Here is a 25,403-nt window from a genome sequence, read left to right as displayed (position 1 = left end):
CCTCGCAGGGGCCCGACACGGTTCGCAGACGCTGCAGCCCCTGCGAGGCGTGCCCACGGTCTGCGAGGCACGGCGGTGCAGTCTGCGAGGCAGGGCGGCGCGGCCTGCGAGGCGTGCCCGGGGTGGTCTGCGAGGAACGGCGGCGCGGCCTGCGAGGTGCGACGGCGCGACCGGCGAGGCGCGACGGCGCGGGTCGCCCGGCCCGTGCCCCGGTGCCGACGCGGGGTTCTGCAGCCACCTCGCACAGGCCCGACACGGTTCGCAGACGCCGCAGCCCCTGCGAGGCGTGTCCACGGTCTGCGAGGCAGGGCGGCGCGGCCTGCGAGGCGTGCCCGGGGTCTGCGAGGCAGGGCGGCGCGGCCTGCGAGGCGTGCCCGGGGTCTGCGAGGCACGGCGGCGCGGCCGGCGAGGCGCACCCCCGCAAGGCAGGGCAGCGCGGCCTGCGAGACCGGTCGACGCGGGCCTGGGACGCGCACCCCGCCGCCCGGCACCGGCAGAACCCGACAGAGCGCCGTCAGAACCCGGCGGAGCGCCGTCAGAGCTTCTGCAGCGGCACGCCCCCGATCAGCATCAGCCGGACGGTGCCGGCGCTTCCGAAGTCGATCGTCAACGTCGCTCGGGGCCCCGCGCCGTCAGCGGCGACGACCGTGCCCAGGCCGTACTTGTCGTGGTTGACGCGATCGCCCACCTCGAGGCTGATCGTCGCCGCGGGGGTGCGCGCCGCGGGCGCCCGCCAGTCCCCGCGGTCGCGTGGCTCGGGGCGGCGCCCGAAGCCGAACCGGCCCACCGGCGCAGAGCGCTCCGGTTCCGAGCGCCGCCACTCGACGAGATCGGACGGCACCTCGTCCAGGAACCGCGACGCCGGGTTCGCGCTCGGCTGCCCGAACGACGAGCGCATGAGCGCGCGCGACAGGTAGAGCCGCTCCCGGGCCCGGGTGATGCCGACATAGGCCAGGCGCCGCTCCTCGGCCAGCTCCGCCGGATCGGACATCGCCCGCAGGTGCGGGAACACGCCGTCCTCCCAGCCGGTGAGGAACACGACCGGGAACTCCAGGCCCTTCGCCGTGTGCAGCGTCATCAGCGTGACCATTCCGGCGTCGGAGTCCGGCACCGAGTCGGCGTCCGCGACCAGGGCGACCCGCTCCAGGAACGCCGCGAGCGACCCGGGCTCCGGGGCGCCGACCGCAGTGTCGGAGTCGGGGTCCGAGTCGTCCAGGTCGGCCACGGCGGCGTCGCCCGCGAACTCGCGCGCGACCGTGACCAGCTCGGCGAGGTTCTCCCGCCGCGACCCGTCCTGCGGATCGTCGCTGGCCTCCAGCTCGGCGGTGTAGCCGGTGCGGGCGTAGACGGCCTCGAGGATCTCCGCCGTCGGCTCGCCCCGGTCGACCAGCTCGCGCAGCCCGTCCATCAGGTGCACGAACGACGCGATGCACCGCTGCGAGCGCGTCACCAGACCGGGGATCCGGTCCTCCGCGGCGAGCCGCAGGGCCGCGGCGAACGACATCCGCTCCCGATCGGCGTACTGCGCCACCAGCTCCTCGGCCCGGTCGCCGATGCCACGGCGCGGCGTGTTGAGGATGCGGCGCAGGCTGACGGTGTCCTCCGGGTTGGACAGCACCCGCAGGTACGCCAGCGCGTCACGCACCTCCTTGCGCTCGTAGAAGCGAACGCCGCCGACGACCTTGTACGGCAGGCCCACCCGCAGGAACACGTCCTCGAAGACGCGCGACTGGGCGTTGGTGCGGTAGAAGACCGCGACGTCGCAGTTGCGGACATCGCCGCTGTCGACCAACCGGTCGATCTCGTGGGCGACGAACGCGGCCTCGTCGTGCTCGTTGTCCGCGACGTAGCCGACGACCTTGCCGCCGTCCCCGGCGTCGGTCCACAGCCGCTTGTCGCGCCGGTTCGCGTTGCGCGCGATCACCGCGTTGGCCGCCGACAGGATCGTCTGGGTGGAGCGGTAGTTCTGCTCCAGCAGGATCGTGCGGGCGTTCGGGAAATCCTGCTCGAACTCGACGATGTTGCGGATGCTCGCGCCGCGGAACGCGTAGATCGACTGGTCCGAGTCGCCCACCACGCACAGCTCGCCCGGCTCGGCTCCGTCGACCGCCGGCGCCACCAGTTCGCGGACCAGCGCGTACTGCGCGTGGTTGGTGTCCTGGTACTCGTCGACGAGCACGTGGCGGAAGCGGCGCCGGTAGTACTCCGCGACGGCCGGGAGCCGCTGCAGGAGCGACACCGTCTCCATGATCAAGTCGTCGAAGTCGAACGCGTTCGCGGTGCGCAGCCGTTCCTGGTAGATCGCGTAGACCTCGGCGACGCGGCGCTCGTAGTCGTTGCTCGCCCGCGCGGCGGCGTCCTCCGCGGTGCGCAGCTCGTTCTTGAGGTTCGAGATCTGGGCCGCGAGCCCGCGCGCGGCGTAGCGCTTGGGGTCGAGCTCCAGATCCCGCGCGACGAGCCCGACGAGCCGGCGCGTGTCGTCCGCGTCGTAGACGGAGAAGGCGCTGCGCACGCCCAGGTGCTTGGCCTCCCGGCGGAGCACGCGCACGCACATCGAGTGGAACGTCGACACCCACATGGCGTTCGCCCGCCGGCCCACGAGGGCGTCCACCCGCGCCTTCATCTCGGCGGCGGCCTTGTTGGTGAACGTGATCGACATGATCTCGCCCGGATGCACCCCGCGCTCCGCGAGCAGCCACGCGATGCGATGGGTGAGCACCCGTGTCTTGCCCGAACCCGCCCCGGCCACGATCAGGAGCGGCGAACCCGCGTGGACGACGGCCTCGACCTGCCGCGGGTTCAGGCCCTCCAGGAGGGCGGCACCCCGCGCGGAACGGGGCTTGACGGGGAGTTCGGACAGCGCGCTCATCGTGGGAACACACGGTACCGGCGTCCGCCGACAACCTGGTGACCCGCCGGGCGCCCTCCCGCATCGACCGCGCGGCCGATCGTGTGGCACACTCGTCCACGTGTCAGCGCTGAGGCGATTTTTCTACGGGTACCGGACCCCGGTGCCCGTGGTCGTCTAAGCACACCCACGATGCAGCCCCGGAGTCCGACGGACCCGGGGCCTTTCTGTGAGCGGCCCGGCTCGGATCCGGCGGACGGCGGGGACGAGACGGAGGAGACCATGAGCGTGACCACCACCCACGACTCCCAAGGCAGCGCCGAGAACGCGGCCGACATCCCGGCGGCCGAGGAGATCGACGCGCTCCGCCTGGAGATCGACCAGCTCGACGCGGACATCCTGCGGCTGATCAAACGCCGCAGCGAGGTGTCGCAGCGCATCGGGCGCGCGCGGATGGCGGCGGGCGGCCCGCGGATCGTCTACAACCGGGAGATGGCGGTGCTCGCCCGGTTCCGCGAGCTCGGCTCCGAGGGCCGCGAGCTCGGGATGATCCTGCTGCGGCTCGGACGCGGGCGCCTCGGCGGACACTGATCGACATCGCTGGTCAGGACGGCGAACTGAGCCGGAAGGTCCACCAAGGCTGCCGCATTCAGGTGTCTCGAAAGGGCGAACGGTTCGTTTCGAGCGACCAACGGCAGCAGTGCCATTCGAGTGACGTCGGGTGAACGGGCGAACAACAATTGCTCCGGTAGATGACGCTCAGGTAAACCCGAAGGAGCACTCACTCGCCAGGAGGACGCTCCCCCGTGGTCCCGACTGCCCACCACTCGACGCACCGCCCGGATCGTCACACACCGCCCACCACCGGTGACGCTCCGTCGATTCCGGTCCAGCGCGGGCCGGCGGGCGGGGACGTTCCGATCTCCGTGCTCGCCATCCTCCGCCGCGAGGGCTACCGCGTCCCGCACGCGGCGGACCGGCCGCTACGGCCCCGCGCGCACCAGTTGCAGCCGGTGGAGCGCGGCGCGGCGTGGCTCGACGCCACCGCCGTCCGGCGGGCGGGGCTGCTCGTCGCTGCCGCATCGGTCCTCGGCGCCGCGGCGATCACCGACGGTACCGGCGGTGACCGGGCCGACCCCTCCGTCATCGTCCCGGAGCAGGCACCGGGCCACGGCGGCACCGGCGTTCCGCCCGTCATCGCCCTGCTCGGTCCGAACTCGCCGGGCGCGCCGCTCGCGCTCACCGCGTTCGCCGGCCCGGGCGGCCTGACCGGCCCGGTTGCCCCGGTCCAGACCAGCGCGTTCCCGTCGGCGAGCGCCCTGCCCGGTGGATCCGCCGCCGCGCCCGGGGCAGGCGAGCCGGGTGTCGTCATCGGCGCGCCGCTCCCCGATGGTGCGACGCCCGGGGGGCCGGGCGCGGGTCCCGGCGCTCCCGGCGCAGGTCCTGGAGCTCCCGGCGCGGATCCGGGCGATCCCGGTGGCGCTCCGGGCGCGGGCCCGGGTGACGCGCCGGGCGGGAATCCGGGTGGTGGTTCCTACGGGCCGGGCGCCGTTGGGGACCCCGGCGCCGGCGGGCCCGTCGAGGAGGTCCTCGACTCGGTGACGGACCCGGACGCCGGTGTGATCGGTGGCGTCGTCGACCCCGTGGAGGACCTGCTGCCGGCCCCGGTGGGCGGCCTGGTGGACGTCGTGGACGAGGTCGGAGGCGCCGTCGGCGGCGCGGTGGACGACGTGCTCGGCCCCGTGTCCGGACCCGTGGGCACGGTGACCGGCCCGCTGCTCGGCACCGTGGACACCGTCACCGGGCCGGTCGTCGACGTCGTGGACACGGTCGCCGAGCCGGTGGTCGACCTCGCCCGACCTGTCGTGGACGCCGTCGAGGGCGTCACGGCGCCCGTGCTCGATCCCGTCCTGGCCGGGGTCGCGCCGACGCTGGACCCGGTGCTCGGTGACGGCGCGCTCGACCCGGTTCTCGACACCGTCGGCGGGGTCACCGGCCCGCTGGGCGAGACGACGGCTCCGGTGCTGGAGCCGGTGGCCGCGGCGGTGGAGCCCGTGGCGAATGCCGCCGGCGGGCTCCTCGCCCCGGTGGCCGGGGCGGCCACCGACGTGACGGCCCCGGTGACGGGCGCGGCCGAGGACGTGGCGGAGGGCCTCACCGGTCATGTGACAGAGCCCCTGACCGAGACCGCAGGCGATGTCACCGCGCCGGTCGTCGGCGCGCTCGAAGGCCTCACCGGTCCTGTCGGCGCGGCCGGAGGCGCCGAGAAGGCGACCGAGCCCGTCACGGACGCCGCGGAGGACGCGGGCGGCACCGTCGAGGAGACCCTCGGCGGCCTTCTCGGCACCCGCGGCTCGACGGCCTCGGGTGGCTCCGGCGGCGGAAGCGGCGGCACCGGCAGCCTCGACGGGGTGCTCGGCTCGGGCAGCAAGGACGCCGACGATCCCGACTCCGGCAGCAGATCGGGCGGGGCCGCCAGCGCGTCCGGCGGGTCGGACGGCAGCGGGTCCGGCACGTCCGGTGGCTCCGGTGACGACGACTCCCGCGGATCCGACAGCAGCGACTCCGGCGGGTCCGGCAGCACGTCGGGCGAGTCCGGCAGATCCGGCGGCGGGTCCGACGACCGCGACTCCGGCGAGTCCGACGGCGGCGAGTCCGACGGCGGCGAGTCCGACGGCGGCGGCTCCGGCGGGTCCGACGGCGGCAGGTCCGACGGCGGCGGGTCCGGCAGGTCCGGGGACGACGACTCCGGCGGGTCCAGCGACAGCGACTCCCGCGGGTCCGCCAACGACGACTCCCGCGACTCCGGCGACAGCGACTCCGGAAGGTCCGGCGACAGCGACTCCGGCGACAGCGACTCCGGCGACTCCGGCAGCGACGACTCCCGCGACTCCGGCGGATCCGGCGGATCCGGCGACAGCGACTCCGGAGGGAGCGGCGGCACGGTCGGCAAGATCGCCGCAGGACTGCTCGGCGACTGAGCGCGCCGGAGCCTCGGCGTTGCGCGCACGAGCGTCGGCGTTGCGCACACACCGACACCCCCAGCCATGATCACCAAAACCGTGACGGCACGCTCGAATATGCGCGTCCTGCCCCACTCCTGGTGATCATGGTCGAGGCCGGCGTTCCGACGGCCCCCTCCGGCCCATCGGACCCGCCGTCGCGCCGGGCCCCTCGGACCACCGCCCCGTCTGGCAGGCTGGAACCATGACCACCGTGATCGGGATCGCGGCGACCGTCGTGGCACTCGTCGGCCTGTTGGTCGCGCTGGCGAACCTCGGCTACCTCGGGATGCTGCGCAGTGCAGCGGCGAAGCGGGGCGCGGCGGGCGCACCGTTCGTGGACGACGTGCACCGCACGTTGCCGGTGGCGGGCGGTGCGGCGGCGCTGGCGCTGGTCGGCCTGCTGCTCACGTCGGGCGGGCCGGTCGCGGACGTGTTCGGCCTCCTGCTCGGCGCGGGCGGCGGTGTGGTGGCGCGCAACTCGCTCAACGCGACGCGCGCCCGGTTCCGCAGCTCGTGAGCCTTCCGACCCGGCAGGTACGGGTGCGGGAGGACGTCCAGCGAGCGCTGGTGGTCACCGCCCATCCGGACGACGTGGACTTCGGCGCGGGCGGCACCGTCGCGACCTGGACGGCGGCGGGGATCGAGGTGGCGTACTGCATCTGCACCTCGGGCGACGCCGGCGGGTTCGACGACACCCCGCGCGCGGAGATGGCCCCGCTGCGCGAGGCGGAGCAGCGGAAGGCGGCGGCCGAGCTGGGCGTGAAGGACGTCGTCTTCCTCGGCTATCCGGACGGCCGGCTGACCCCGAGCATCGAGCTGCGCCGCGACATCAGCCGCGAGATCCGGCGCTTCCGCCCCGACCGGGTCCTGACCCAGTCGCCCGAGATCTGGTGGCGCCGGCTGGGTGCCTCCCATCCCGACCACCGGGCGACCGGGGAGGCCGCGCTCGCCGCCGTGTACCCGGATGCGCGCAACCCCTTCGCCCATCCGGAACTCCTCGCCGAAGGCCTGGAGGCGTGGACCGTGCGGGAGATGTGGCTGATGGCGCCACCCGAGGAACGGGTGGACCACATCGTCGACATCACCGACACCCTGGACCGGAAGGTCGCCGCGCTGCGCGCGCACGTCTCGCAGACCGGACACATGGACGACCTGGAGTCGCGCCTGCGGCAGTGGAGCAGCTACTGGGCGCGCCACTTCGAACTCGGTGAGGAGCGGTACGCGGAGGCCTTCCAGATCGTCGCGATCGGGTGAACGGTCGAATTGGGCGGACGAACGGCGATAACGCCGTTCGGGTGAGGGTCGATGAACGGGCGAACAGCAATTGCCCCTGATCACGGCACTCCGGTAGACCGGTCGGGACGGCATTCACTCTCCAGGAGGACGCTCCCCGTGCCCGCCCCGCCCAATGACGCGCATGTCGTTGCCGTTCCGCGCCAGCGTGTCCCCCGACAGCGTGACGAGCAGGAGATTCCTGCGACGGACCGGCCCGAGAACGTCATCTCGGTCGTGGCGCTCCTGCGCCGCGAGGGGGTCCGGGTCCCTCACGCGGCGGATCGGCCGCTGCAGCCGCGCGGGCACCAGATCGCGGCCGCGGACGGCGAGCCGTCCTGGATCACCGGCCGGCTCGGGCGACGGGCGGGTGGCGCCGCGGGCGCCTTCGTCGCGATCGCGTCGGTCCTCGGCGCCGCGGTGGTCACCGACTCGACCGGCGGCCCGCCGGAGCCGGGGCTGATCTCGCCCGCGCCCGAGGCCGGCGCGGTAGACGGGGGCGCGAGCACGCTGCCGGGGCTCGCCCCGCTCCCGCAGGACGCGGTGTCGCTGGCGGGGTTCGAGGCCGCCGCCCAGGCGGCCCGTGGCGGCGACCCCGGATCGATCCTGCTCCCGGGCGCGGTCGCACGCACGCCCGGTGACACCGGCGTGCCGGGGGTGTCGGCAGCGACGACGCCGGGTGTCCTCGGCGGTGTCGTGACCGGCGCGGGCGACTACGTCGGTCAGACGGTCTCCGGTACGACGAAGACGCTGGGCGACACCGTGTCGGGCGCGACGAAGGGACTCGGTGCCACCGCGAGCGGCGCGACGGACGCGGTCGGTGACCTCGTCGGCGGCCCCGCGGGCGGGGTCGTCTCGGACGCGGGCGAGGCGGTGGGTGGCCTCGTGGAGGGCACCGGGAAGACGCTCGGCGACACCGTCGCGGGCACCGGGAAGACCCTCGGCGACACCACGGAGAAGCTGACCGACCCCGTCGGGGGGCTCCTCGGCGGCGGGAACGGCAGCTCCTCCCGATCCGGCGAGGGCGAGGGCCGCGACTCCGCCGTCGGCTCGCTGGACACCGGCACCGCCGGTGGCGGCGGTGGCCTGCTCGGCTCGGTCGGGAAGGTGGCGTCGGGCCTGCTCGGCGGCTGATCACCCATGGCCGGCCCGAGACCGCGGTGCCGAGTCGCCCGCTGAGCAGCGGCGACGGCGCTCCGGGGTCCGTCGCCCTCGCCTCCGGACCAGCGTATCGTGCGGTACCGACCTCGATCCGGGCGCGGATTCGGCGCCCGATGCCCAGGCTGGGAGGCTGGCGGTGCCGTACTGGACGACGACGGACCGGCCGGTCGGTGAGCAGTTCAGCTACTGGCGAGAGGTGATCTGCGAGGCCTTCACCCCGCTCGCCACCGAACGTCGGGCGGCGCACCGCCCACCCGGCCCCCGGGACCCGGGGATCACCAGCTGGGTGCGGTCCACACCGCTCACGGGCACCAACTGCGCGGAGGTGGTCTCGACCACCCAGCTGATCACCCACGGCGAGGCCGAGGTCCGGCGGACGGGCTCCGATCAGGTCTTCGTCAACCTCCAGCTGCGCGGGCACTGCCTCGCGGGCCAGGGCGACCGGACCTGTGTCGTCCCGCCGGGCGGCTTCGCGATGTTCGACACCACGAGCGAGTACAGCCTCGAGTTCATCGGGGAGCCCGCGACCCGGGAATGGCACGTGGTGTCGTTCCGGGTGCCGCGCTCGCAGCTGGTGCCGCTGCTCGCCGATCCGCACGGCTTCACGGCGGTGACCCACGACGCCCGCGCGGGCGGGCTGCCCAGCGTCGTCGCCTCGACGATGATGTCGATCTGGGACAACGTCGGATCCCTCGACCGGTCCGCAGCGGATGCCGCCGACACCGCGTTCACCGCGCTGCTGGCCGCCACCGCGGGCGCTGGGGACGCGTTGCGCGACACCGGCCGCGCCCGGCTGGATGCGACGCTGCGGGCGTCGATCAATCGTTACGTGGCCGCGAACCTGCGACACGCCGACCTCCCCGCGGCTCACGTGGCCCGCCGCTTCGGGATCTCGGTGCGCAAGCTCCACGGGCTCTACGAAGGCACCGGATCCACCTTCGCCCAGACCGTCATGGCACTGCGGGTCGAGGGGTGTGCGCGGGAGCTGCGCTCCGGCGGCGGCCACCGTTCGTTCACCGAGCTCGCGAGCAGGTGGGGGTTCTGCGACCTGTCCCATCTCAACAGGGTCTTCAAGGCCCGCTACGGCTGCCTGCCCTCGCAGTACCGCGGCTCCGCGGACGGTGACGGCCCTCCCGCCGGGACCGTCGCGCCGACCGGGTGACCGGCGGACCGGTCGCTGGAGCACCGCCCGGCGTGGCGTCGTGCAGTCCCGTTCCAGGCGCCCTGCGTCCTCGTCCAAGTGGCACGGACCACCGACGCTCCACACTCGGTCCCGTCGCCCCGGCCGCCGGAGAACGGGGCCCACCGACGAGGAACCGGACATGTCACTCGACTTCACCCTGGACGACCAGCAGCTGCAGTTGCGCGCCGGGGCTCGGGAGTTCGCCGACGGCGTGCTGAGCGGTGTCGCCGCCGCCCTCTCGGACATCCCGGGCCCTGAGGAGCGCTTCTACGCGATCAAGCCGTTCTACCAGCAGATGGTCGACGCCGGATTCCTCAAGGCGCTGATCCCCGACGAGTACGGGGGGCAGCTGTTCACCTCGCTCGCCTTCGTGCTCGCCGCCGAGGAACTCGCCCGCGTCGACATCAACACGCCGACGGCCGTGCTCGCCACCGGCCTGGGCCTGCAGCCGATCATCCGTTTCGGCACCCACGAGCAGAAGGAGCGCTTCCTGCGCCCCTTCACCGACAGCGAGCCGCGGCTGGCCGCCTTCGGGTTCACCGAGGTCACCGGCGGGGCGAACTTCGACTCACCCGATCCCAAGGTGGGCGTCCAGACGTTCGCGCGGCTCGAAGGCGACGAGTGGGTCATCAACGGGGCCAAGCACTACACCACCAACGGCACCGGCTGGAACCGCGCCCTGCCCGACGTGATCACCCTGGTCTGCCGCACCGATCCGGACGCGCCGCCCCAGGAGTCGCTCGCCGTGATCGTCATCGAGAAGGGCACCCCGGGCGTCGAGATCACCGGGATCATCGACACCATCGGCCACCGCGCCACCATCTCGCCACGCCTCGAGTTCACCGACGTCCGGGTGCCCGCCGGGAACATCCTGGGACGGCCCGGCGACGGGCTGGAGATCGTCAAGACGGCGTTCTCCTGGACCTGCGCACCCATCGGCGCGGCCTGCGTCGGGCGGATGCGGGCGGCCTTCGACCACGCCTACCGATTCGCCAGGACCGACAACCGCTCCGGCCCACACCCCGTGATCGAGTACCAGAACGTCGGCTACATGCTGGCGGATCTCAAGATCCGCATCGAGGCGACCCGCTACCTGACCTGGAAGGCCGCCGACCACTTCGACAAGACCGGCGGCAAGGACCGCGAGCTCGCGAACATCACGAAGGTCTTCGCGTCCGAGACCTCGGTCCAGGCCGTCTACGACGCGATGCGGCTGGTCGGCGTCGACGCCTACACCGACCTGACCCCGATCGCGGGGATCATGCAGGACGTCCTGTGCTTCCCGGTGTACGACGGCGGCAACATGGGCGTGCGCCGCCGCCAGATGCACGAGATGTTCCAGAACCCGGGCTACGACCCGCTCGCCCTCGCGGAGAACCGGCTCTCGACGCCGTGACCGGCCGGACCCGCTAGACCAGCCGCCGGTCCGACGCCCATCGGGACAGCTCGTAGCGGTTCGACAGCTGCGTCTTGCGCAGCACGCTCGACACGTGCGTCTCGACGGTCTTCACCGAGATGAAGAGCTCCGCCGCGATCTCCTTGTACGCGTAGCCCCGCGCGAGCAGGCGCAGCACGTCGCGCTCGCGGGGGGTGAGGCTGTCCAGCTCGGGATCGGTGGGGACGGCCCCGGGACGGTCCGAGAACACGTCGAGCACGAAGCCGGCCAGCCGCGGTGAGAACACCGCATCCCCGGAGTGCACGCGCCGGACGGCGTCGGCGAGATCGTGAGCGGAGATCGTCTTGGTGACGTAGCCGCGCGCACCGAGGCGGATCACCGCGATGACGTCGTCGGCGGCGTCGGACACGGAGAGGGCGAGGAACACCACCCCCGGCAGCTCGGGGCGCACCCGCCTCAGCACCTCGGCGCCACCGCCGTCGGGCATGTGCACGTCGAGCAGGACGACGTCCGGGGTGAGGTGGCGGATGGTCGCCACGGCCTCGTCGACGGAGCCCGCGTCACCGACGACGCGCACGTCGGGCACGCCGCGTTCCAGCTCGGCGCGCACGCCGGCGCGGAAGAGGGCGTGGTCGTCGACGAGGACGACGCGGATGGGCTCGTCCTGCGTGGTCGATGCGGTGGGCCCGGTCATCGTGGGGTCCCTTCTGCGACGGGCTCGGAGCGTGGCGCCTCGGCCGGAGACACGGTCGGCGACTCGTCCGGCGGCTCCACCGGCGACCCGGCCGACGCCCGGCTCGACGGCTCCACGGGCGCCCGGTCCGGCGTCGAGTTCGGCGATTCCGGCGGCGTGTCGACCGGCATGGCCAGGTGCACCTCGGTGCCCTCGCCCGGCGCGCTGCGCAGCGCGACGGTACCGCCGTGGCGGCGCATGCGGGCGCGCACCGAGTCGGCGAGGCCGTGGCGGTCCTCCGGCACCCGGTCCGGGTCGAACCCGACGCCGCGGTCCCGGACGAACACGTGCACCTCGCCGGTCTCGACCTCGGCGTACACCGACACCTCGGCCACCTCGGCGTGCTTGGCGGCGTTCACCATCGCCTCGCGCGCGGCGAGGACCAGCGCGCGCAGGCCGTCGTCGAGGGTGCGGTCGCCGCCGACGACGACGGGCGCCACGGTGACGGCGTAGGTGTCCTCGACCTCCGCCGCGGCGGCGGCCAGCGCCTCGGTGAACCCGGCGTCCAGCGCGGCGCCGCCCGGGGAGTGGTAGCCACCGGGACCGTAGAGCCAGGTGCGCAACTCGCGTTCCTGGCCACGCGCGAGACGCAGCACCTCGCGCGGGTGCTCGGCCTGGCGCTGGATGAGGGCGAGGGTCTGCAGGACGGAGTCGTGCAGATGCGCGGCGATCTCCGCGCGTTCCGCGGTGACGATCCGCGCGCGCCGCTCCTCGCCGAGATCGCGCACGAGCCGTAACCACCACGGAATGGTCAGGACCGCGACGCCGAGCAGGGTCGCCAGGACCGCCAGCAACCCGAACCGCACCTGCCCGACGTCCAGGTTGCCGAGCAGGAACACGCCCAGCCCGGTGGCGACGAAGACGATCCCCGACACCACCCGCAGCACCGCGGCAGGCCTGGTGAGGCGCCGCCAGCGCGAGGTGGGCGTGCCGGGCTGGGCGGCGCGGTCCGTGTCGGCCTCGCGCCACACGACGGCCGCGCCGACCGCGACGACCCCGAGCGGGCCGAGCACCACACCGACGACGCTGTCACCGAGCGCGGAGGCCACCAGCCCGGCCGCGACGGCCAGCGCCAGGAGGCCCCACGCCTGGCGGCGCTCGGCCGCCGGGACGACCCGCACGACGTCGCCCCGCTCCTGCGGGACGAACATCCACAGCAACCCGTAGGCGGGCACGCCCAGCCCGCCGAGCGGGACGAGGACGGCGAACGTGAGCCGCACCCAGAAGACGTCGATCTCGAGATGGTCGGCCACGCCGCCTGCGACGCCCGCGACGAACCGCCCGCTGCGGCGGCGCTGCAGCGGCGGCGTCGGCGGGCGTACCGTCGGTGTCGCGGTCGGTGGTGCGGTCGGGCCGGTCACGACCCCATCGTCACACGGCCTCGCGAGGGGCGACATCGGGACAATCTCGGGGGTGTCTCAGGGCCGTCCCCGAGGCCCGGAGGGCCCCGCAGAACCGACGCTGGAGCCATGACGAAGACGGACCTTCAGACCACGCTGCGGGAGATGTGGGAGACCCGCCCCGCACGGCCGCCCGACGACCGCCAGGTCGCGGGTGTCGCGTCGGCGATCGCGCGGCGCTACGACGTCGACCCGGTACTCGTCCGGGTCGCCTTCGCCGCACTCGCGTTCGCCGGGATCGGCGGGCTGCTCTACATCGCCGGCTGGGTCGCGCTGCCCGACGGCGAGGGGCGGCGGGCCACGGCCCGTGTCCTGCCCACGATCGGGCTGGTGATCGCGACCGTGGCCGGGATCGGCTCGGTGATCGGTTTCAACCTGAGCGCGCTGCTCGCCGGCATCGTCGCGGCCGGGCTGCTCGTGCTGCTGCACCAGAACCGCGCCCACCTCGGCATTGCGGGAGCGGCCGCCGGGCTGCCCGCCGTGGCCCCGACGGGGACACCGACCGGGACTCCCGCCGGCGCCCCGGCCGCGGGGACGGCCACGGCCGACGAGGCGGGTGTCCCCTCGCCCGATCCCGACCCGGGACGGCGCCCGCCCGCCTGGGACCCGCTGGGCGTCGCCCCGTCCCTGTGGGACCTCCCTGAGCCGCCGCCCGTACCCGCGCCACCGGCACCGCCGAAGCCGCGCGTCACCGCGTACACGCTCGCGGCCGCGCTCGTGGTCGGCGGGCTCACGGGGGCGATCCTGCTCCTCACCGGTGGTGGGCCTGCGATCCTGCTCGGCGCGCTGCTCACCGTCCTGGCCGGTGGGCTCCTGGTCGGCGCGTTCCTGCACGCCGGCCGCGGCCTGATCCCGTTCGCGGTGGTCACGGCGCTCATCGCGTGGGGGGTGCTCTCCTTCCCGCACGAGCGGTTCTCCGTGCAGGCCACCGACCTGCGCTTCGCGCCGGTGACCGCCGCCGAGGTCCTGCCGGAGTACCGGATGGACGCCGGCTCGCTCGAACTCGACCTGCGCGGGCTCGACCTCACCGTGCCCGAGGGCGCGACCGCCGCACCGATCCGTACCGCGGTCGAGAGCGGCGCGGGTGACGTCCAGATCCTCGTGCCGCCGAACGCAGATGTGACGGTGCGCGGCGAGGTCGGGATCGGCCACATCGCGTTCGACGGGCGCAGCGCCGGGGGGCCCGGCGCGACGCTCGACGTGGTCGACGACCTGGGCGCGGACGGCGTGCGTTCCGGCCGCCCGATCGTCCTGGACCTGTCCGCCGGGCTCGGCAACGTGGAGGTGCACCGTGGCTGACGAGAAGATCCCCGAGGCGGCCGACGCGCGGCCCGAGCAGGCCCCGGCCACCCCGCCGATCGAGCGGCGCGACGCCCCGTTCGTGCCCCCGGCACCGGCCGGCCCGGTCGGCCCGCCCGGGGCGGTACCCGGCTACCTGCCGCTCGACGACGTCATCACGACGTCCGAGCCCGCTGTGCCCGCCGGGTTCGCTGCGCCCGATTCGGACGCCGCGTCCCGCCGCCCGGACGCGCTGCTGCTGGTGTTCGGGATCCTCACCCTGGTCGCGGCCGTCGCCACCTTCGTCGGTGTGACGCTCGACCTCGGCGCCGTCGACCCGCGCTGGGTGCTCGCGGGCGGCGCCGCGGCCGTCGGCACGTGGCTGCTGGTCAGCGGCCTGCGCCAGCGCCGGCGCAGCACCTGAGCCGGGCGCAGGCGCCACCCGTCGCGTCACCCGCGGCATCGTCCGGGACCGGGTGGGTCACTCCCACTCGATGGTCCCCGGCGGCTTGCTCGTGACGTCGAGGACCACGCGGTTGACCTCCGCGACCTCGTTCGTGATCCGCGTGGAGATGCGCTCCAGCACGTCGTAGGGCAGGCGCGTCCAGTCCGCCGTCATGGCGTCCTCGGAGCTCACGGGGCGCAGCACGACCGGATGCCCGTAGGTGCGCCCGTCGCCCTGCACCCCGACGCTGCGCACGTCCGCGAGCAGGACGACGGGGCACTGCCAGATGTCGCGGTCCAGCCCCGCGAACGTGAGCTCCTCGCGGGCGATCGCGTCCGCGGCGCGCAGCGTCTGCAGCCGCTCCTGCGTGACCTCGCCGATGATCCGGATCCCCAGTCCGGGGCCAGGGAACGGCTGGCGGTGCACGATGGTCTCGGGCAGGCCCAGCTCGGCCCCGACGCGGCGCACCTCGTCCTTGAACAGCGCCCGCAGCGGCTCCACCAGCACGAACTCGATGTCGTCCGGGAGCCCGCCGACGTTGTGGTGGCTCTTGATGGTCGCCGTGCCGGTGCCCCCGCCGGATTCCACCACGTCCGGGTAGAGGGTGCCCTGCACGAGGAACCCGACCTGCTCGTCGCGGGCGATGTCCGCGGTCGCGGCCTCGAACACCCGGATGAACTCCCGGCCGATGATCTTGCGCTTGCCCTCGGGGTCGGTGACGCCTGCGAGCGCGGCGAGGAACCGCTCTCGGGCGTCGACGGTGTGCAGCGACGCGCCGGTGGCCGCCACGAAGTCCCGCTCCACCTGCTGGCGCTCGCCGGCGCGCAGCAGGCCGTGGTCGACGAACACGCAGGTGAGGCGGTCGCCGATCGCGCGCTGCACGAGTGCCGCCGCGACCGCCGAGTCCACCCCGCCCGACAGCCCGCACACCGCGCGGCCGCCCCCGACCTGCTCGCGGACCGCGGCGACCGTGTCGTCGATGATCGACGCCGTGGTCCAGCCCGGCGTGATGGCGGCGAACTCGTGCAGGAAGCGACGCAGCACCTCCTGGCCGTGTGGCGAGTGCCCCACCTCCGGGTGGTACTGGACGCCCGCGAGCCGCCGCGCGGGGTCCTCGAACGCCGCGACCCGCGCCCGTTGCGACGACGCGGTGACCGTGAACCCCTCCGGGGCGCGCACCACCGAGTCGCCGTGGCTCATCCACACCGGGTGGCGGGCCGGCAGCCCGTCGTGCAACGTCCCGCCGCACACCTCAAGCTGCGTGCGGCCGTACTCGCGGGTGCCGTCCGGGGCCACCTCGCCGCCGAGCGCCAACGCCATCGCCTGGAAGCCGTAGCAGAGCCCGAGCACCGGGATCCCGGCCCTGAAGAGCTCCGGGTCGATGCGCGGGGCCCCGTCGGCGTACACGCTCGACGGCCCGCCCGAGAGGATCAGCGCCGCGGGCTTGCGGGCGACGATCTCCGCGACCGGTGTCGTGGACGGCACGATCTCGGAGTACACCTGCGCCTCGCGCACCCGGCGGGCGATGAGCTGGGCGTACTGCGCCCCGTAGTCGACGACGAGAACCGTGGGCGGCTGCACGCCCGCGAGCCTAGATGTAGCGAGCCGCGCCGCCCCCGGGGCCGACGGGCCCGGTGCGGCGCCCGGGTCACACCCCGTATCCCAGACATGCCAGTGACGACATGTCGAACTCGGCCGGTGTGGCTAGGATCCCGCCATGTCGTTGCCCCACGCCCTGCTCGGCCTGCTCGCCGTCGAGCCCGCCAGCGGCTACGCGCTCACCAAGGAGTTCGAGCGCACCGTGGGCCGCTACGCCTGGCAGGCCGGGCACACGAGCATCTACCCGGAGCTGAACCGGCTCGCCGAGCGCGGGCTCGTCGAGGTGGTGGAGGAGGGCCCGCGCGGCAGCCGCACGTACGCCGTGACCGCGGAGGGCCGCGCCGAGCTGCGCCGCTGGCTGCTCCTCCCGCCCGAGGGCCGCGGGCGGGTGCGCAACGAGCCGGTGCTGCGGATGTTCCTGCTCTCCGCCCTGGACCCGGACGACGCCCGCGAGGTGCTGCGCCGCATGGCCGAGCACACCGCACGGGACGCCGAGCAGCTGCGGGAGCTGCGCGACCGCGCGCCGGATGCGCTCGACGGGCGGGCCGGCTTCGGCCGGCTCGCGCTGGAGTACGGCATCCGCGCCACGCAGGCCGCGCACGACTGGGCGCTGTGGGCGACCGCGCGCCTCGACGAGGCCCACCCCGGATCGCACCCCGCGCCGGAGGCGACGCCGCGCTGACCGGCGGGGCGGCTACGCCGGTGCCCCGTGGTGCACGGCCTCGACGTTGTGCCCGTCCAGGTCGCGCAGGAAGACGCCGTAGTAGCCCGGGTGGTACTCGGGCCACTCGCGCGGTGCGTGCAGCACCTCGGCCCCCGCGGCCAGCGCCGCCTCGTGCACGGCGTCCACCGCGGCCCGGTCCGGCGCGCGCAGACCGACGTGCAGCTCGCGCGTCTCCGCGCCCCCGGCGGGGACGAGCCAGAGGTCGGGCTGCCCGTCCGGGCCCCCGAGGCCGACGACGAACGACTCCCCCATCGGGAAGCGCATCATCTCGTGGGCTCCGATCGGCCCGAAGACCTGCAGGTAGAACCGCAGCGAGGCGGCGACGTCGGCGACCTGGACTCCGAGGTGGTCAAGCATGGCGGCGACGCTAACCGATACCACCGACATTTCCCGGCGGTCGGCACCAGGGCGGCACGGAGGGCGGCACGGAGGCGCCGGCGGTCACCACAAGGTCTGGGTGTCGTACAGCGGGACGCCGGGCGGGGCGATGACGTCGACGATCGTCGCGACGGCGTCGAACACCAGGTCCGCCGAGCGCAGGTGCTCCTGCGGGCCGCCCTGGACGGGGTCGGGGACGGCCTCCTGCTCGGGTGGCACCGCCGGCAGGCCGGCGTGCAGCCGCGGCGCCCACTCGACGATCCGCAGCGCCCGGTGCACCGGGTCCGGTGGCAGGCGTCGCTGGTCGAGCGCCTGCAGCATCCGCGCGAACCGGCGCAGGCCGTAGACCTTGTGCACGGCATCGCCCGCGAGCCAAGCGATCGCGGCGCGGTGGGACTCCTCCACGGCCAGCACCAGATCCGATCTGATGATCATCTTCTCGTCGAGGCGCCGGGAGGCGAACGGTGTGTCGTCCGGGACGCCCCAGACGTCGAGCGCGGCGCGCGTGCCCGGGTGCATCGGGTGGCCGGGCGTGGCGCGGATGCCCGCACTCGAGAAGCGGAAGGCCGCGAGCGCCTCGGGACCGAGCCGGTCCACCATGAGCCTGCGCATGAGCGCCTCGGCGAACGGGGAGCGGCAGAGGTTGCCGGTGCACACGAACAGCACCTCGAACGCCGCCTGGGGCTGCCAGGTCGGCAGGTCGGGCGGCGGCTCCTGCGGCTCGGTCACGGCACCGGGTCACCTCGTTGCACCGGTCACTGGCCCTGCGCCGCGACCGCAGCGGCCCGGCGTCGGGTCGCGGTGGGCCGCGGTGGGAAGGCCGAGGCTACTTCTCGTCCGGCTCGTCGGCAGCCTTGCGGCCGTTCCCGTCGTCGGGCACGGGCTTCGGGGCGCGCGCGGCGGCGAACGGGCCTGCCTCCTCGGACGCACCGGCCACGGCCGCGGACGTCATCGGCTGCGTGGCGTTCGCGACGGACGTGGCCGTCGGAGCCACCGTCGGCCGCCCGGCCGCGGGCGCCGGTGGGGGCCCGGCCGTCTGCGGCGCCGACACGATCGCCGGGTGGGCCCCGTCGCCGTCGACCGGCGCTCCCGGTCGGGACCCGGCTACGGACATGCTCTGCCGCGGGATCGCGGTGGTCACCGGCGCGGGCCGCGCGGGCCCCCCGTTCGGGCCGCCGGACGGTCCCGGCATAGCCCCGTTGGTGCGCGGCGGCTCGCCAGGGCGCGTCCAGGCGGGCGCGAGCAGGGGCCGCTCGCCCGCGGGGACGTCGAGCTCGGAGCGGACGGCGAGGTAGGCGGCGTCGGGCCCGTCCTTGCGGTGCTTGGCGGCCGGGGTCCGGGTGAGCACGGCGCCGAGCAGCGGGGCGGACACCGTCTCCAGCGTCTCGCGCGCGACCCGGACCTGCTGGCGGGTGACCCTGCCGTACGGGACGACGAGCAGCACGCCGTCCACCTGGCGGGCCACGGCGGCCGCGTCCGTGACGGGGGACAGCGGCGAGGCGTCGACGAGGACGACGTCGTAGCGGTCGCGCGCCTGGGTGAGCAGCCCGGCCATCGCGGCCGAGCCGAGGACCTCGCTCGGGTTGGGGGGTAGCGGGCCGCTCGCGAGGACGTCCAGGCCGGGTCGGATGCGCTGGACGGCCTGGCCGCCGGGCATCCGCCGGACCAGGACGTTGGTGAGCCCGATCGCGCGGTCCACGCCCAGCAGTTCGGCGACGCGGGGTCGGCGAAGGTCGGCCTCGACGACCAGGACCCGTCCGCCCGCCTCCGCGAGCGCGAGCGCGAGGTTCGCGACGGTGGTGGTCTTGCCCGCCCCCGGCGTGGGGCTCGTGACGAGCCAGACGCGGCGGTTGCGGTCGACGTCGAGGAACTGGAGGTTCGTCCGGAGCTGCCGGAAGCACTCGGCGGCCCGGGTCGCCGGGGCGGTCTCGACCATCAGCGGGGTGCGGTCGAAGCCGGGATCGGCCTGGATCTCGCCGAGCACGGGGACGCCGAGCAGCTCGCGGACCTGCTCGCGGGACTTGACCGACGTGTCGAGGACGTGGCGCAGGACCGCGAGCCCGCAACCGACGAGCAGGCCGATGAGGGCACCGAGGACCACGTTCGTCACCGGATCCGGCGACGACGGTGAGGTGGCGGGCTGGGCGGCCTGGAAGACCTGGGCGGTGACCAGCGGCGGGCCGGTGGTCCCCGGGGGCGTCTCGAGCTCGACGACGGTGGCGGCGAACCGTGCCGCGACGGCGTTGGCGACGTCGGCGGCGCGCTGCGCCGAGTCGTCGGTGACGACGGCGGTGATCAGCGTGGAGTCGGGTTCGGACGTGGCACTGATCTCGGAGCGGACGAGGTCGGCGGTCACGGTGCCGCCGAGCTGCTGGGCCACCTCGTCGGCGAGCCGCTGGCTGGAGATGATCTCCAGGTAGGTGGAGACGCGCTGGCGGACGAGATCGCCGCCGTCCACGGCGGCGCCGGGGTCGCCCGCCGGCGTCTGGGCGGCGAGATAGATCGAGACCTCGGAGGAGTAGCGCTGCGGCGTGATCAGCGTGATGCCGACGGCGGCCAGGATGCCCAGGACGAAGCAGGCGACGACGATGCGCCAGCGCGCCCGGAGGATGTCGAGGTACTGCCGCGGTGTCACCTGCGCTCCTGAGGTCGCCGTTCGACGGTCTGGGTGGGACCGTCCGGTCCGGGGTCGACTCTACGCGCCACGGAGTGTGAGTGTGGCCCATCATTGCACCGACCGGTTGTCACCCGCCCGGCGGTGTCCCGAACCTGTCGTTACTCTTGATCGAGTGATCGGCGCGCCCCTGTCCGTCGCGGTCCCCCCGGGACGCGAACCCGAACGCCGCCACGTCCTCGACGTCGTCCTGAGCGAGCGCCTCGGGCTGGACTGGCGCCTGCGGACCCACGACGGCCCCGACGTGCGGATCACCGTGGGCGAAGCGGCCGACGGACGTGCGGTCGTCCTGCCCGACGTGCTGCTTGCGACCCCGGACGAGGCGTGGCTCACCGCCGCGTCGCTGCCACCGGGTCCGCTGCCCCGGCTGCCCGTCGGCACCCTGGGTGAGGACACCCCGCTCGGGGAGCGGATCCCTGCGTTGTGGTCGCGCCCGGGCGCGAGCTGCGCCGGCGAGGCGGGACCGGAGGGCGTCACGCTGCACGTCGACGTCCTCGGCACGGTGTTCGCGCTGCTCACCCGCTACGAGGAGATCGCAGACGGCCCGCGGGACCGCTACGACCGCTTCCCCGCGGCCCGGTCGATCGCGGGTCGCGAGGGGCTGCTCGGCGTCCCGCTCGCGGACCTGTGCATCGAACTGCTCTGGGCCGCACTGCTGCGCACGTGGCCGGGCCTGCGACGGCGCCCCACGTCGTACGGCGTCCTGCTGAGCCACGACGTCGACGAGCCGCTCTCCACCCTGGGCCGCGGACCGCGCCTGCTCGCCCGCCAGTTCGCAGGCGACGTCGTGCACCGCCGCGACGCCGGGCTCGTGCTGCGGCGCGCCCGCGCGGTCACCGACGCCCGCCGGGAGCGCTTCGACCGCGACCCGCACGCCACGTTCGACTTCCTCTGCGACGTGAGCGAGCGCCACGGCCTGCAGAGCGCCTTCTACTTCCTCGCCGCCAACGAGGTCCACGACGACCTGCTGGGCCATCCCTGGGTGCAGCAGCTGATCGGGCACGTGCACGAGCGCGGGCACGAGGTGGGCCTGCACGCCGGGTTCGGGACCTACCGCGACGGCGGGCGCACCGAGGCGGAGTTCGGCCGGCTGCGCGCGCTCGCCGAGGCGCAGGGCGTGGACCAGCAGCGGTGGGGCGGGCGCCAGCACTACCTGCAGTGGGTCAACCCGGACACCTGGCGCCACTGGGACGACGCCGGGCTGGACTACGACTGCACGCTCGCGTTCAGCGAGATCGCGGGTTTCCGCACCGGCACCTGCCATCCCTACCCGGCGTTCGACCTGCTGCGCCGCCGCAGGCTGCGGCTGGTCGAGCGGCCCTTCCAGGTGATGGACGTGACGCTCTTCGGCTACCTGGGGCTCCGCCCCGACGCCGCCCGCGAGACGATCCTGGACGTGGCGCGGCAGTGCCGGCGGTTCGGCGGCACGCTGGGGGTGCTGTGGCACAACGACGAGGTCCTGCGCACCGCACGCCAGCGCCGGTGGTACGCGGAGACGATCGCCGCCGTCGCCGGGACACGGTAACGGCGGGGGCCCGGCGCCCGAACGAGCAAGGGTGGTGCATGCACACGTGAAGGCGGACCTGTGAAGATCACCTGCGTCGGCGGTGGCCCCGCCGGGCTCTATCTCGCCCTGGTGGCGAAGCTGCGCGACCCGTCGCGCGAGATCACGGTCCTCGAACGCAACCCGCCCGGCACGACCTACGGGTGGGGCGTCGTCTACTGGGACTCCCTGCGCGACGCCCTGCACCGGACGGACCCGGAGAGCGCGCGCGAGATCGGCGCGCGGTCCGTGACGTGGCCGGGACAGCAGCTGCGGGTGGCGGACGAGATCGTGCACCTGGGCGGCTACGGCTACAGCATCGGCCGCCAGCAGCTGCTGGACGTCCTGCTGGCGCGCGCCCGGGCCGTCGGGGTCGACGTGCGGTTCACCGAGCCGGTCACGGACGTCGCGAGCCTGGACGCGGACCTGGTCGTCGCGGCGGACGGCAACGCGAGCGCGGTGCGCGCGGCCGGGGACTTCGGCACCACGATCACCACGGGTTCCAACGCCTACATCTGGCTGGGCACCCGCCACGAGCTGACGGATTTCACCTTCGGCTGCGAGCGCACCGACGCCGGCTGGCTCTGGTACCACGGCTACCAGTTCGCACCCGCGGCGAGCACGGTGATCGTCGAGTGCGCCGAGAAGACGTGGCGCGGCCTGGGCATGGACGAGATGGACAACGCGGCGGCGCTGGAGCTGCTCGGCCGCGTCTTCGCCGGTCACCTCGCCGGTGAGCCGCTGCTGGACCACCGCCCCGGCCAGCACCCGGCGCGCTGGAGCCACTTCCCGACCCTCACCAACGAGCGCTGGTACGGCCACGTGGACGGGACCCCCGTCGTCCTGCTGGGCGACGCGGCGCACACCGCCCACTACTCGATCGGCTCGGGCACGCGGTTGGCGCTGGAGGACGCGATCGCCCTGGCGGACGCGCTGTCCGATCCCGCGCTGCACCTGCCCGGCGACCTGGAGGCGGCGATGCGCCGCTACGCCACCGTCCGCCGCCCCGAGGTGGCGCGCTGGCAGGCCGAGGCGGCGGCGAGCGCCCGCTGGTTCGAGTCGATGGACCACCACCTCGTGCACGCCCCGCTGGACGTGGCGTACGCGCTGCAGGCCCGCCGCGACGTGGGCTCGCCCGCGGCGGACCCGGGGGCGGCGGACCGCTCGACGCCGGCGCACCGGCTCCTGCGGGCCACGCAGAACCCCGTGCTGCGCCGGGGCCGGTCGCTGGTCAGCGCCGCCCGGCGGCGGCGAGCGGCGCACCGGCTCCGGTAGCCCGGCCCGCCGGTCAGGTGCGAGCCGTGTCGCGGCCGGCGGCGACGGCCTGCCGGGCGCGGCCGGGCAGCGTCCGCAGCATCTCCCCCTGCCGCCGGGCGAGCCCGCGCACCGCGAGCGCCGCCGCCGCGGTCCGGTTCACCCGCGAGACGAGCAGGTAGGGCGTCTGTCGCGACCCGAACGCCCGGAAGAAGCGCTCCACCGGCTGCAGCATCGATCCCTCGAAATCGAACACGCGGCCCACCTTGCGGGCCCGCAGGATCGCCTCCCACATGAGCAGGCTCGACGCCCCGCTCGTGCGCAGCTCGGGATCGCCGCCGCCGAGCAGGTAGTAGGTCACCTCGCCGTCCCAGACGAGGTAGGCCACGGCATGGACGCGGTCCGCGTCGTCGACGGCGAACAGGGTGGCCCGGCTGTCCCGGGGCGCGCAGGCCGCCTCGATCCTCTCGAGCAGCGCGTGGTCCGGCGACGGCAGCCCCTGGCGGGCGAAGGTCTTGGCCCACACCTGTTGCAGGCGGTCCAGCCCGAGGTCCTCCCGGACGGTGACGCGGGTGCGGGCCTTGCGGATCTCGCGGCGGATGTTGCCCGCGAGCCCGGACCACAGCCCCTCCTCGGAGTCCAGGTCCTCCAGCCGGTAGGTGTAGCGGACCTCGGCGCGGTAGCCCGCCCACAGGAACGGCAGCACCCCCGTGACGTCCGGGGAGAACTTCTGGCGGAACGCCGCGGCCGCAGGCAGCCCGGCCTCCAGCTCCGCCTGCAGCGCCATCTCGTCGCCGAGCGCCGTGGCAGGCTTCGCGTCGGGGGTCCGCGCGGTCCACGGGCCGAGGAACTGGGTGAGCGGTGGCTGGGTGAGCATCCGCATCCGGCGGGGTCCGCGCGCCACGTAGGGCAGCCGGGCGACGACGGAGCCGCCGCGGGCGACCTCGACGGCGTCCCAGCTCCCGGGCGCGACGGCGTCGAGCCACCAGTCGCGGTGGAACAGCGGCAGGTTCACCGCCCCTCCCACCAGGGTGTGAAGCCGACGTTCGCGAAGTAGTCCAGGCAGGACAGCCCCGGCTCGAAGCCCCCGAACTGCTGCGGGTACTCGAACGGCCGGAAGGCGTGGTAGCGCAGCTCCACCCCGGCCTCGTCGAACATGGCGGGCTCGAGGTAGTCCCGCCCGGTGGGACCCGACAGGTACACGCTGCCGCCCGCCGCCGTGGTGCAGTTGAGCATCAACCGCGACGAGGCACCCGGCGCGTCGAGCTCCGAGGCCGCGACGAGGCGGGTCGTGATCCCGAGGCGGTCCACGACGGCCCGCAGCAACGCCACGTTGAAGTCGGTGAGCGTCGCGAGCTTCTCGTCCGCGTAGAGCTGCTCGACGAGCTCCAGCACCTCGGCGCGGTGCGGCGCCTTCGCGTAGAGGCCGTGCAGGGTCCGCGGGTGCGTGGCGCGCCAGTCGCGGCTCTCGTCGATCTCGACGTCGATCGTGCGCTGGTCGTAGCGGCCCTTGGTGATCACGGGGACGGTGAGCCACTGCGGCCCGCCGGGGCCCTTCACCCGGGTGCGGTTCTGGTAGCTGCGCTTGGCGAACTGGACGGTGTCGAGCAGCACCATCACGTCCGACGCGGCGAGCTTGTCGAGGAAGCCCAGCCACGGGGCGAAGTTGGGCTGGTGGGCGGAGACGACGCGCACTCGGTCCTTGGTCACAGTGTCGATCGTTCGCTGCGGACCGGCCTCCGCTCCTCGCTCGCCGGAGCTCGCTGCGATGCTCACCCGGTCCTCGCTCACAGTATCGATCGTTCGCTGCGGACCGGCCTCCGCTCCTCGCTCGCCGGAGCTCGCTGCGATGCTCACCCGGTCCTCGCTCACAGTCGCACCCGGATCGCCTCGAAGGCCTCGGCATAGCGGGCCTTGACCTGCACCCCGCGCACGGTGGCGAGGCTGCGGATGTACTCCTCGGTGAAGTAGGGCCGGGCGAGCTCGACCTGGCTGGCGTAGCGCGACAGCGCCCTCCACTTGCAGGCGACGTGCCGCTCGTCCAGCACGACGAACGCCTCCGCCGGGAACGTGATGGTGTTCCAGGTCGCCTCGTAGCCGAGCAGCGTGAGGTGTTTGAACGCACGCAGCGCCTCGGCGTGGACGACGGCGTGGTCCTGGTGCAGGTCCGCGCCGGACGGCACGAGGACGACGTCGGGGGAGATCTCGCGGTTCAGGCGCACGAGGTGTTCGAGGACCTCCTGGCGGTGGCCGTCGAAGTGGCGCACGGGCAGGCCGTGGACGGTGCGGTTCTCGCGGGGGACGCCCAGCTCGTCCAGCGCGAGATCGCACTCGCCCGCGAGGCGGTCACGGGCGGAGCCGGGTGGCAGCGAGGCCTCGGCGGTGGAGAACGCAACGGTGAAGACATCCGTGCCCTCTTCAGCCCATCGGGCGATGGTTCCGCCACATCCCAGCTCCACGTCATCGGTGTGTGGTGACAGAGCGAGAACGCGCTTCGGTGCGATCACTCG

At 74.3% G+C, this 25,403-nt stretch carries 22 protein-coding genes; 12 read left to right on the top strand and 10 right to left on the bottom strand.

Annotated features, from left to right (window positions below; genetic code table 11):
- Window positions 1-535: 535 nt before the first annotated feature.
- Window positions 536-2,869 carry a DNA helicase PcrA gene (gene pcrA / locus AB7J25_RS13620; RefSeq protein ID WP_428508815.1) on the bottom strand — a complete coding sequence of 778 codons (2,334 nt, stop codon included), beginning with the start codon at window positions 2,867-2,869 and terminating at the stop codon, window positions 536-538.
- Between the two features lie 261 nt (window positions 2,870-3,130).
- Between pcrA and AB7J25_RS13615 the strand changes: the two genes are divergently transcribed.
- The 7 genes from AB7J25_RS13615 to AB7J25_RS13585 all read left to right on the top strand — a co-directional run bounded on the left by AB7J25_RS13615 (window position 3,131) and on the right by AB7J25_RS13585 (window position 10,865).
- Window positions 3,131-3,439 carry a chorismate mutase gene (locus AB7J25_RS13615; RefSeq protein WP_428508813.1) on the top strand — a complete coding sequence of 103 codons (309 nt, stop codon included), beginning with the start codon at window positions 3,131-3,133 and terminating at the stop codon, window positions 3,437-3,439.
- 335 nt (window positions 3,440-3,774) lie between these two features.
- Window positions 3,775-5,829: a hypothetical protein gene (locus tag AB7J25_RS13610; RefSeq protein ID WP_428508811.1), complete on the top strand. Its 2,055-nt coding sequence runs from the start codon at window positions 3,775-3,777 to the stop codon at window positions 5,827-5,829.
- Between the two features lie 226 nt (window positions 5,830-6,055).
- Window positions 6,056-6,370: a hypothetical protein gene (locus AB7J25_RS13605; protein ID WP_428508809.1), complete on the top strand. Its 315-nt coding sequence runs from the start codon at window positions 6,056-6,058 to the stop codon at window positions 6,368-6,370.
- Window positions 6,367-7,107: a PIG-L deacetylase family protein gene (locus AB7J25_RS13600; protein WP_428508807.1), complete on the top strand. Its 741-nt coding sequence runs from the start codon at window positions 6,367-6,369 to the stop codon at window positions 7,105-7,107. The genes AB7J25_RS13605 and AB7J25_RS13600 overlap by 4 nt, the downstream gene beginning before the upstream one ends.
- A 255-nt stretch (window positions 7,108-7,362) precedes the next feature.
- Complete coding sequence (locus AB7J25_RS13595) at window positions 7,363-8,259, top strand: hypothetical protein (RefSeq protein ID WP_428508805.1); 897 nt, start codon at window positions 7,363-7,365, stop codon at window positions 8,257-8,259.
- Between the two features lie 163 nt (window positions 8,260-8,422).
- Entirely contained in the window at window positions 8,423-9,448 is a 1,026-nt protein-coding gene (locus tag AB7J25_RS13590) for a helix-turn-helix domain-containing protein (RefSeq protein ID WP_428508803.1), read from the top strand.
- 160 nt (window positions 9,449-9,608) lie between these two features.
- Complete coding sequence (locus AB7J25_RS13585; protein ID WP_428508801.1) at window positions 9,609-10,865, top strand: acyl-CoA dehydrogenase family protein; 1,257 nt, start codon at window positions 9,609-9,611, stop codon at window positions 10,863-10,865.
- Window positions 10,866-10,878: 13 nt separating this feature from the next.
- Here the strand turns inward: AB7J25_RS13585 and AB7J25_RS13580 are convergent, their stop codons facing one another.
- Window positions 10,879-11,559 (bottom strand): response regulator, encoded by a 681-nt coding sequence (locus AB7J25_RS13580; protein WP_428508799.1) that lies wholly within the window; start codon window positions 11,557-11,559, stop codon window positions 10,879-10,881.
- Window positions 11,556-12,959, bottom strand: a complete 1,404-nt coding sequence (locus AB7J25_RS13575; protein ID WP_428508797.1) for a PspC domain-containing protein — start codon at window positions 12,957-12,959, stop codon at window positions 11,556-11,558. Before AB7J25_RS13575 ends, AB7J25_RS13580 begins: the two co-directional genes overlap by 4 nt.
- Before the next feature lie 108 nt (window positions 12,960-13,067).
- Here AB7J25_RS13575 and AB7J25_RS13570 point away from each other — a divergent pair, with 108 nt between their 5' ends.
- Both AB7J25_RS13570 and AB7J25_RS13565 read left to right on the top strand, forming a co-directional pair.
- Window positions 13,068-14,297, top strand: coding sequence for a PspC domain-containing protein (locus AB7J25_RS13570; RefSeq protein ID WP_428508795.1), 1,230 nt, complete (start codon window positions 13,068-13,070; stop codon window positions 14,295-14,297).
- The gene (locus tag AB7J25_RS13565) at window positions 14,290-14,700 is read left to right on the top strand and encodes a hypothetical protein (protein ID WP_428508793.1); all 411 of its coding nucleotides are present in this window, start codon (window positions 14,290-14,292) and stop codon (window positions 14,698-14,700) included. The genes AB7J25_RS13570 and AB7J25_RS13565 overlap by 8 nt, the downstream gene beginning before the upstream one ends.
- Before the next feature lie 57 nt (window positions 14,701-14,757).
- Here the strand turns inward: AB7J25_RS13565 and guaA are convergent, their stop codons facing one another.
- Window positions 14,758-16,302 carry a glutamine-hydrolyzing GMP synthase gene (guaA, locus tag AB7J25_RS13560; RefSeq protein WP_428508791.1) on the bottom strand — a complete coding sequence of 515 codons (1,545 nt, stop codon included), beginning with the start codon at window positions 16,300-16,302 and terminating at the stop codon, window positions 14,758-14,760.
- 136 nt (window positions 16,303-16,438) lie between these two features.
- Here guaA and AB7J25_RS13555 point away from each other — a divergent pair, with 136 nt between their 5' ends.
- Window positions 16,439-17,002 (top strand): PadR family transcriptional regulator, encoded by a 564-nt coding sequence (locus AB7J25_RS13555; protein ID WP_428508789.1) that lies wholly within the window; start codon window positions 16,439-16,441, stop codon window positions 17,000-17,002.
- Window positions 17,003-17,014: 12 nt separating this feature from the next.
- Here AB7J25_RS13555 and AB7J25_RS13550 read toward each other — a convergent pair whose 3' ends face one another.
- From AB7J25_RS13550 to AB7J25_RS13540, 3 genes are all read right to left on the bottom strand, one after another.
- Window positions 17,015-17,401, bottom strand: coding sequence for a VOC family protein (locus tag AB7J25_RS13550; RefSeq protein WP_428508787.1), 387 nt, complete (start codon window positions 17,399-17,401; stop codon window positions 17,015-17,017).
- 84 nt (window positions 17,402-17,485) lie between these two features.
- The gene (locus tag AB7J25_RS13545) at window positions 17,486-18,151 is read right to left on the bottom strand and encodes a hypothetical protein (RefSeq protein ID WP_428508785.1); all 666 of its coding nucleotides are present in this window, start codon (window positions 18,149-18,151) and stop codon (window positions 17,486-17,488) included.
- Between the two features lie 97 nt (window positions 18,152-18,248).
- Entirely contained in the window at window positions 18,249-20,057 is a 1,809-nt protein-coding gene (locus AB7J25_RS13540) for a polysaccharide biosynthesis tyrosine autokinase (protein ID WP_428508783.1), read from the bottom strand.
- A gap of 154 nt (window positions 20,058-20,211) precedes the next feature.
- Between AB7J25_RS13540 and AB7J25_RS13535 the strand changes: the two genes are divergently transcribed.
- Both AB7J25_RS13535 and AB7J25_RS13530 read left to right on the top strand, forming a co-directional pair.
- Window positions 20,212-21,621, top strand: coding sequence for a polysaccharide deacetylase family protein (locus AB7J25_RS13535; protein ID WP_428508781.1), 1,410 nt, complete (start codon window positions 20,212-20,214; stop codon window positions 21,619-21,621).
- A gap of 60 nt (window positions 21,622-21,681) precedes the next feature.
- Window positions 21,682-22,914, top strand: a complete 1,233-nt coding sequence (locus tag AB7J25_RS13530; RefSeq protein ID WP_428508779.1) for an FAD-dependent monooxygenase — start codon at window positions 21,682-21,684, stop codon at window positions 22,912-22,914.
- A gap of 13 nt (window positions 22,915-22,927) precedes the next feature.
- On the opposite strand, the gene AB7J25_RS13525 is transcribed toward AB7J25_RS13530, so the two are convergent.
- From AB7J25_RS13525 to AB7J25_RS13515, 3 genes are all read right to left on the bottom strand, one after another.
- Entirely contained in the window at window positions 22,928-23,908 is a 981-nt protein-coding gene (locus AB7J25_RS13525) for a GNAT family N-acetyltransferase (RefSeq protein WP_428508777.1), read from the bottom strand.
- Entirely contained in the window at window positions 23,905-24,603 is a 699-nt protein-coding gene (locus AB7J25_RS13520) for a WbqC family protein (RefSeq protein ID WP_428508775.1), read from the bottom strand. Before AB7J25_RS13520 ends, AB7J25_RS13525 begins: the two co-directional genes overlap by 4 nt.
- 158 nt (window positions 24,604-24,761) lie before the next feature.
- Window positions 24,762-25,400, bottom strand: coding sequence for a PIG-L deacetylase family protein (locus tag AB7J25_RS13515; protein WP_428508773.1), 639 nt, complete (start codon window positions 25,398-25,400; stop codon window positions 24,762-24,764).
- Window positions 25,401-25,403: the final 3 nt, after the last annotated feature.

This window comes from Pseudonocardia sp., assembly GCF_050246655.1.
Lineage (GTDB): Bacteria > Actinomycetota > Actinomycetes > Mycobacteriales > Pseudonocardiaceae > Pseudonocardia.
The sequence above is the reverse complement of the archived record's forward strand: the minus strand, read 5'-3'. Positions and strand labels throughout refer to the sequence as shown.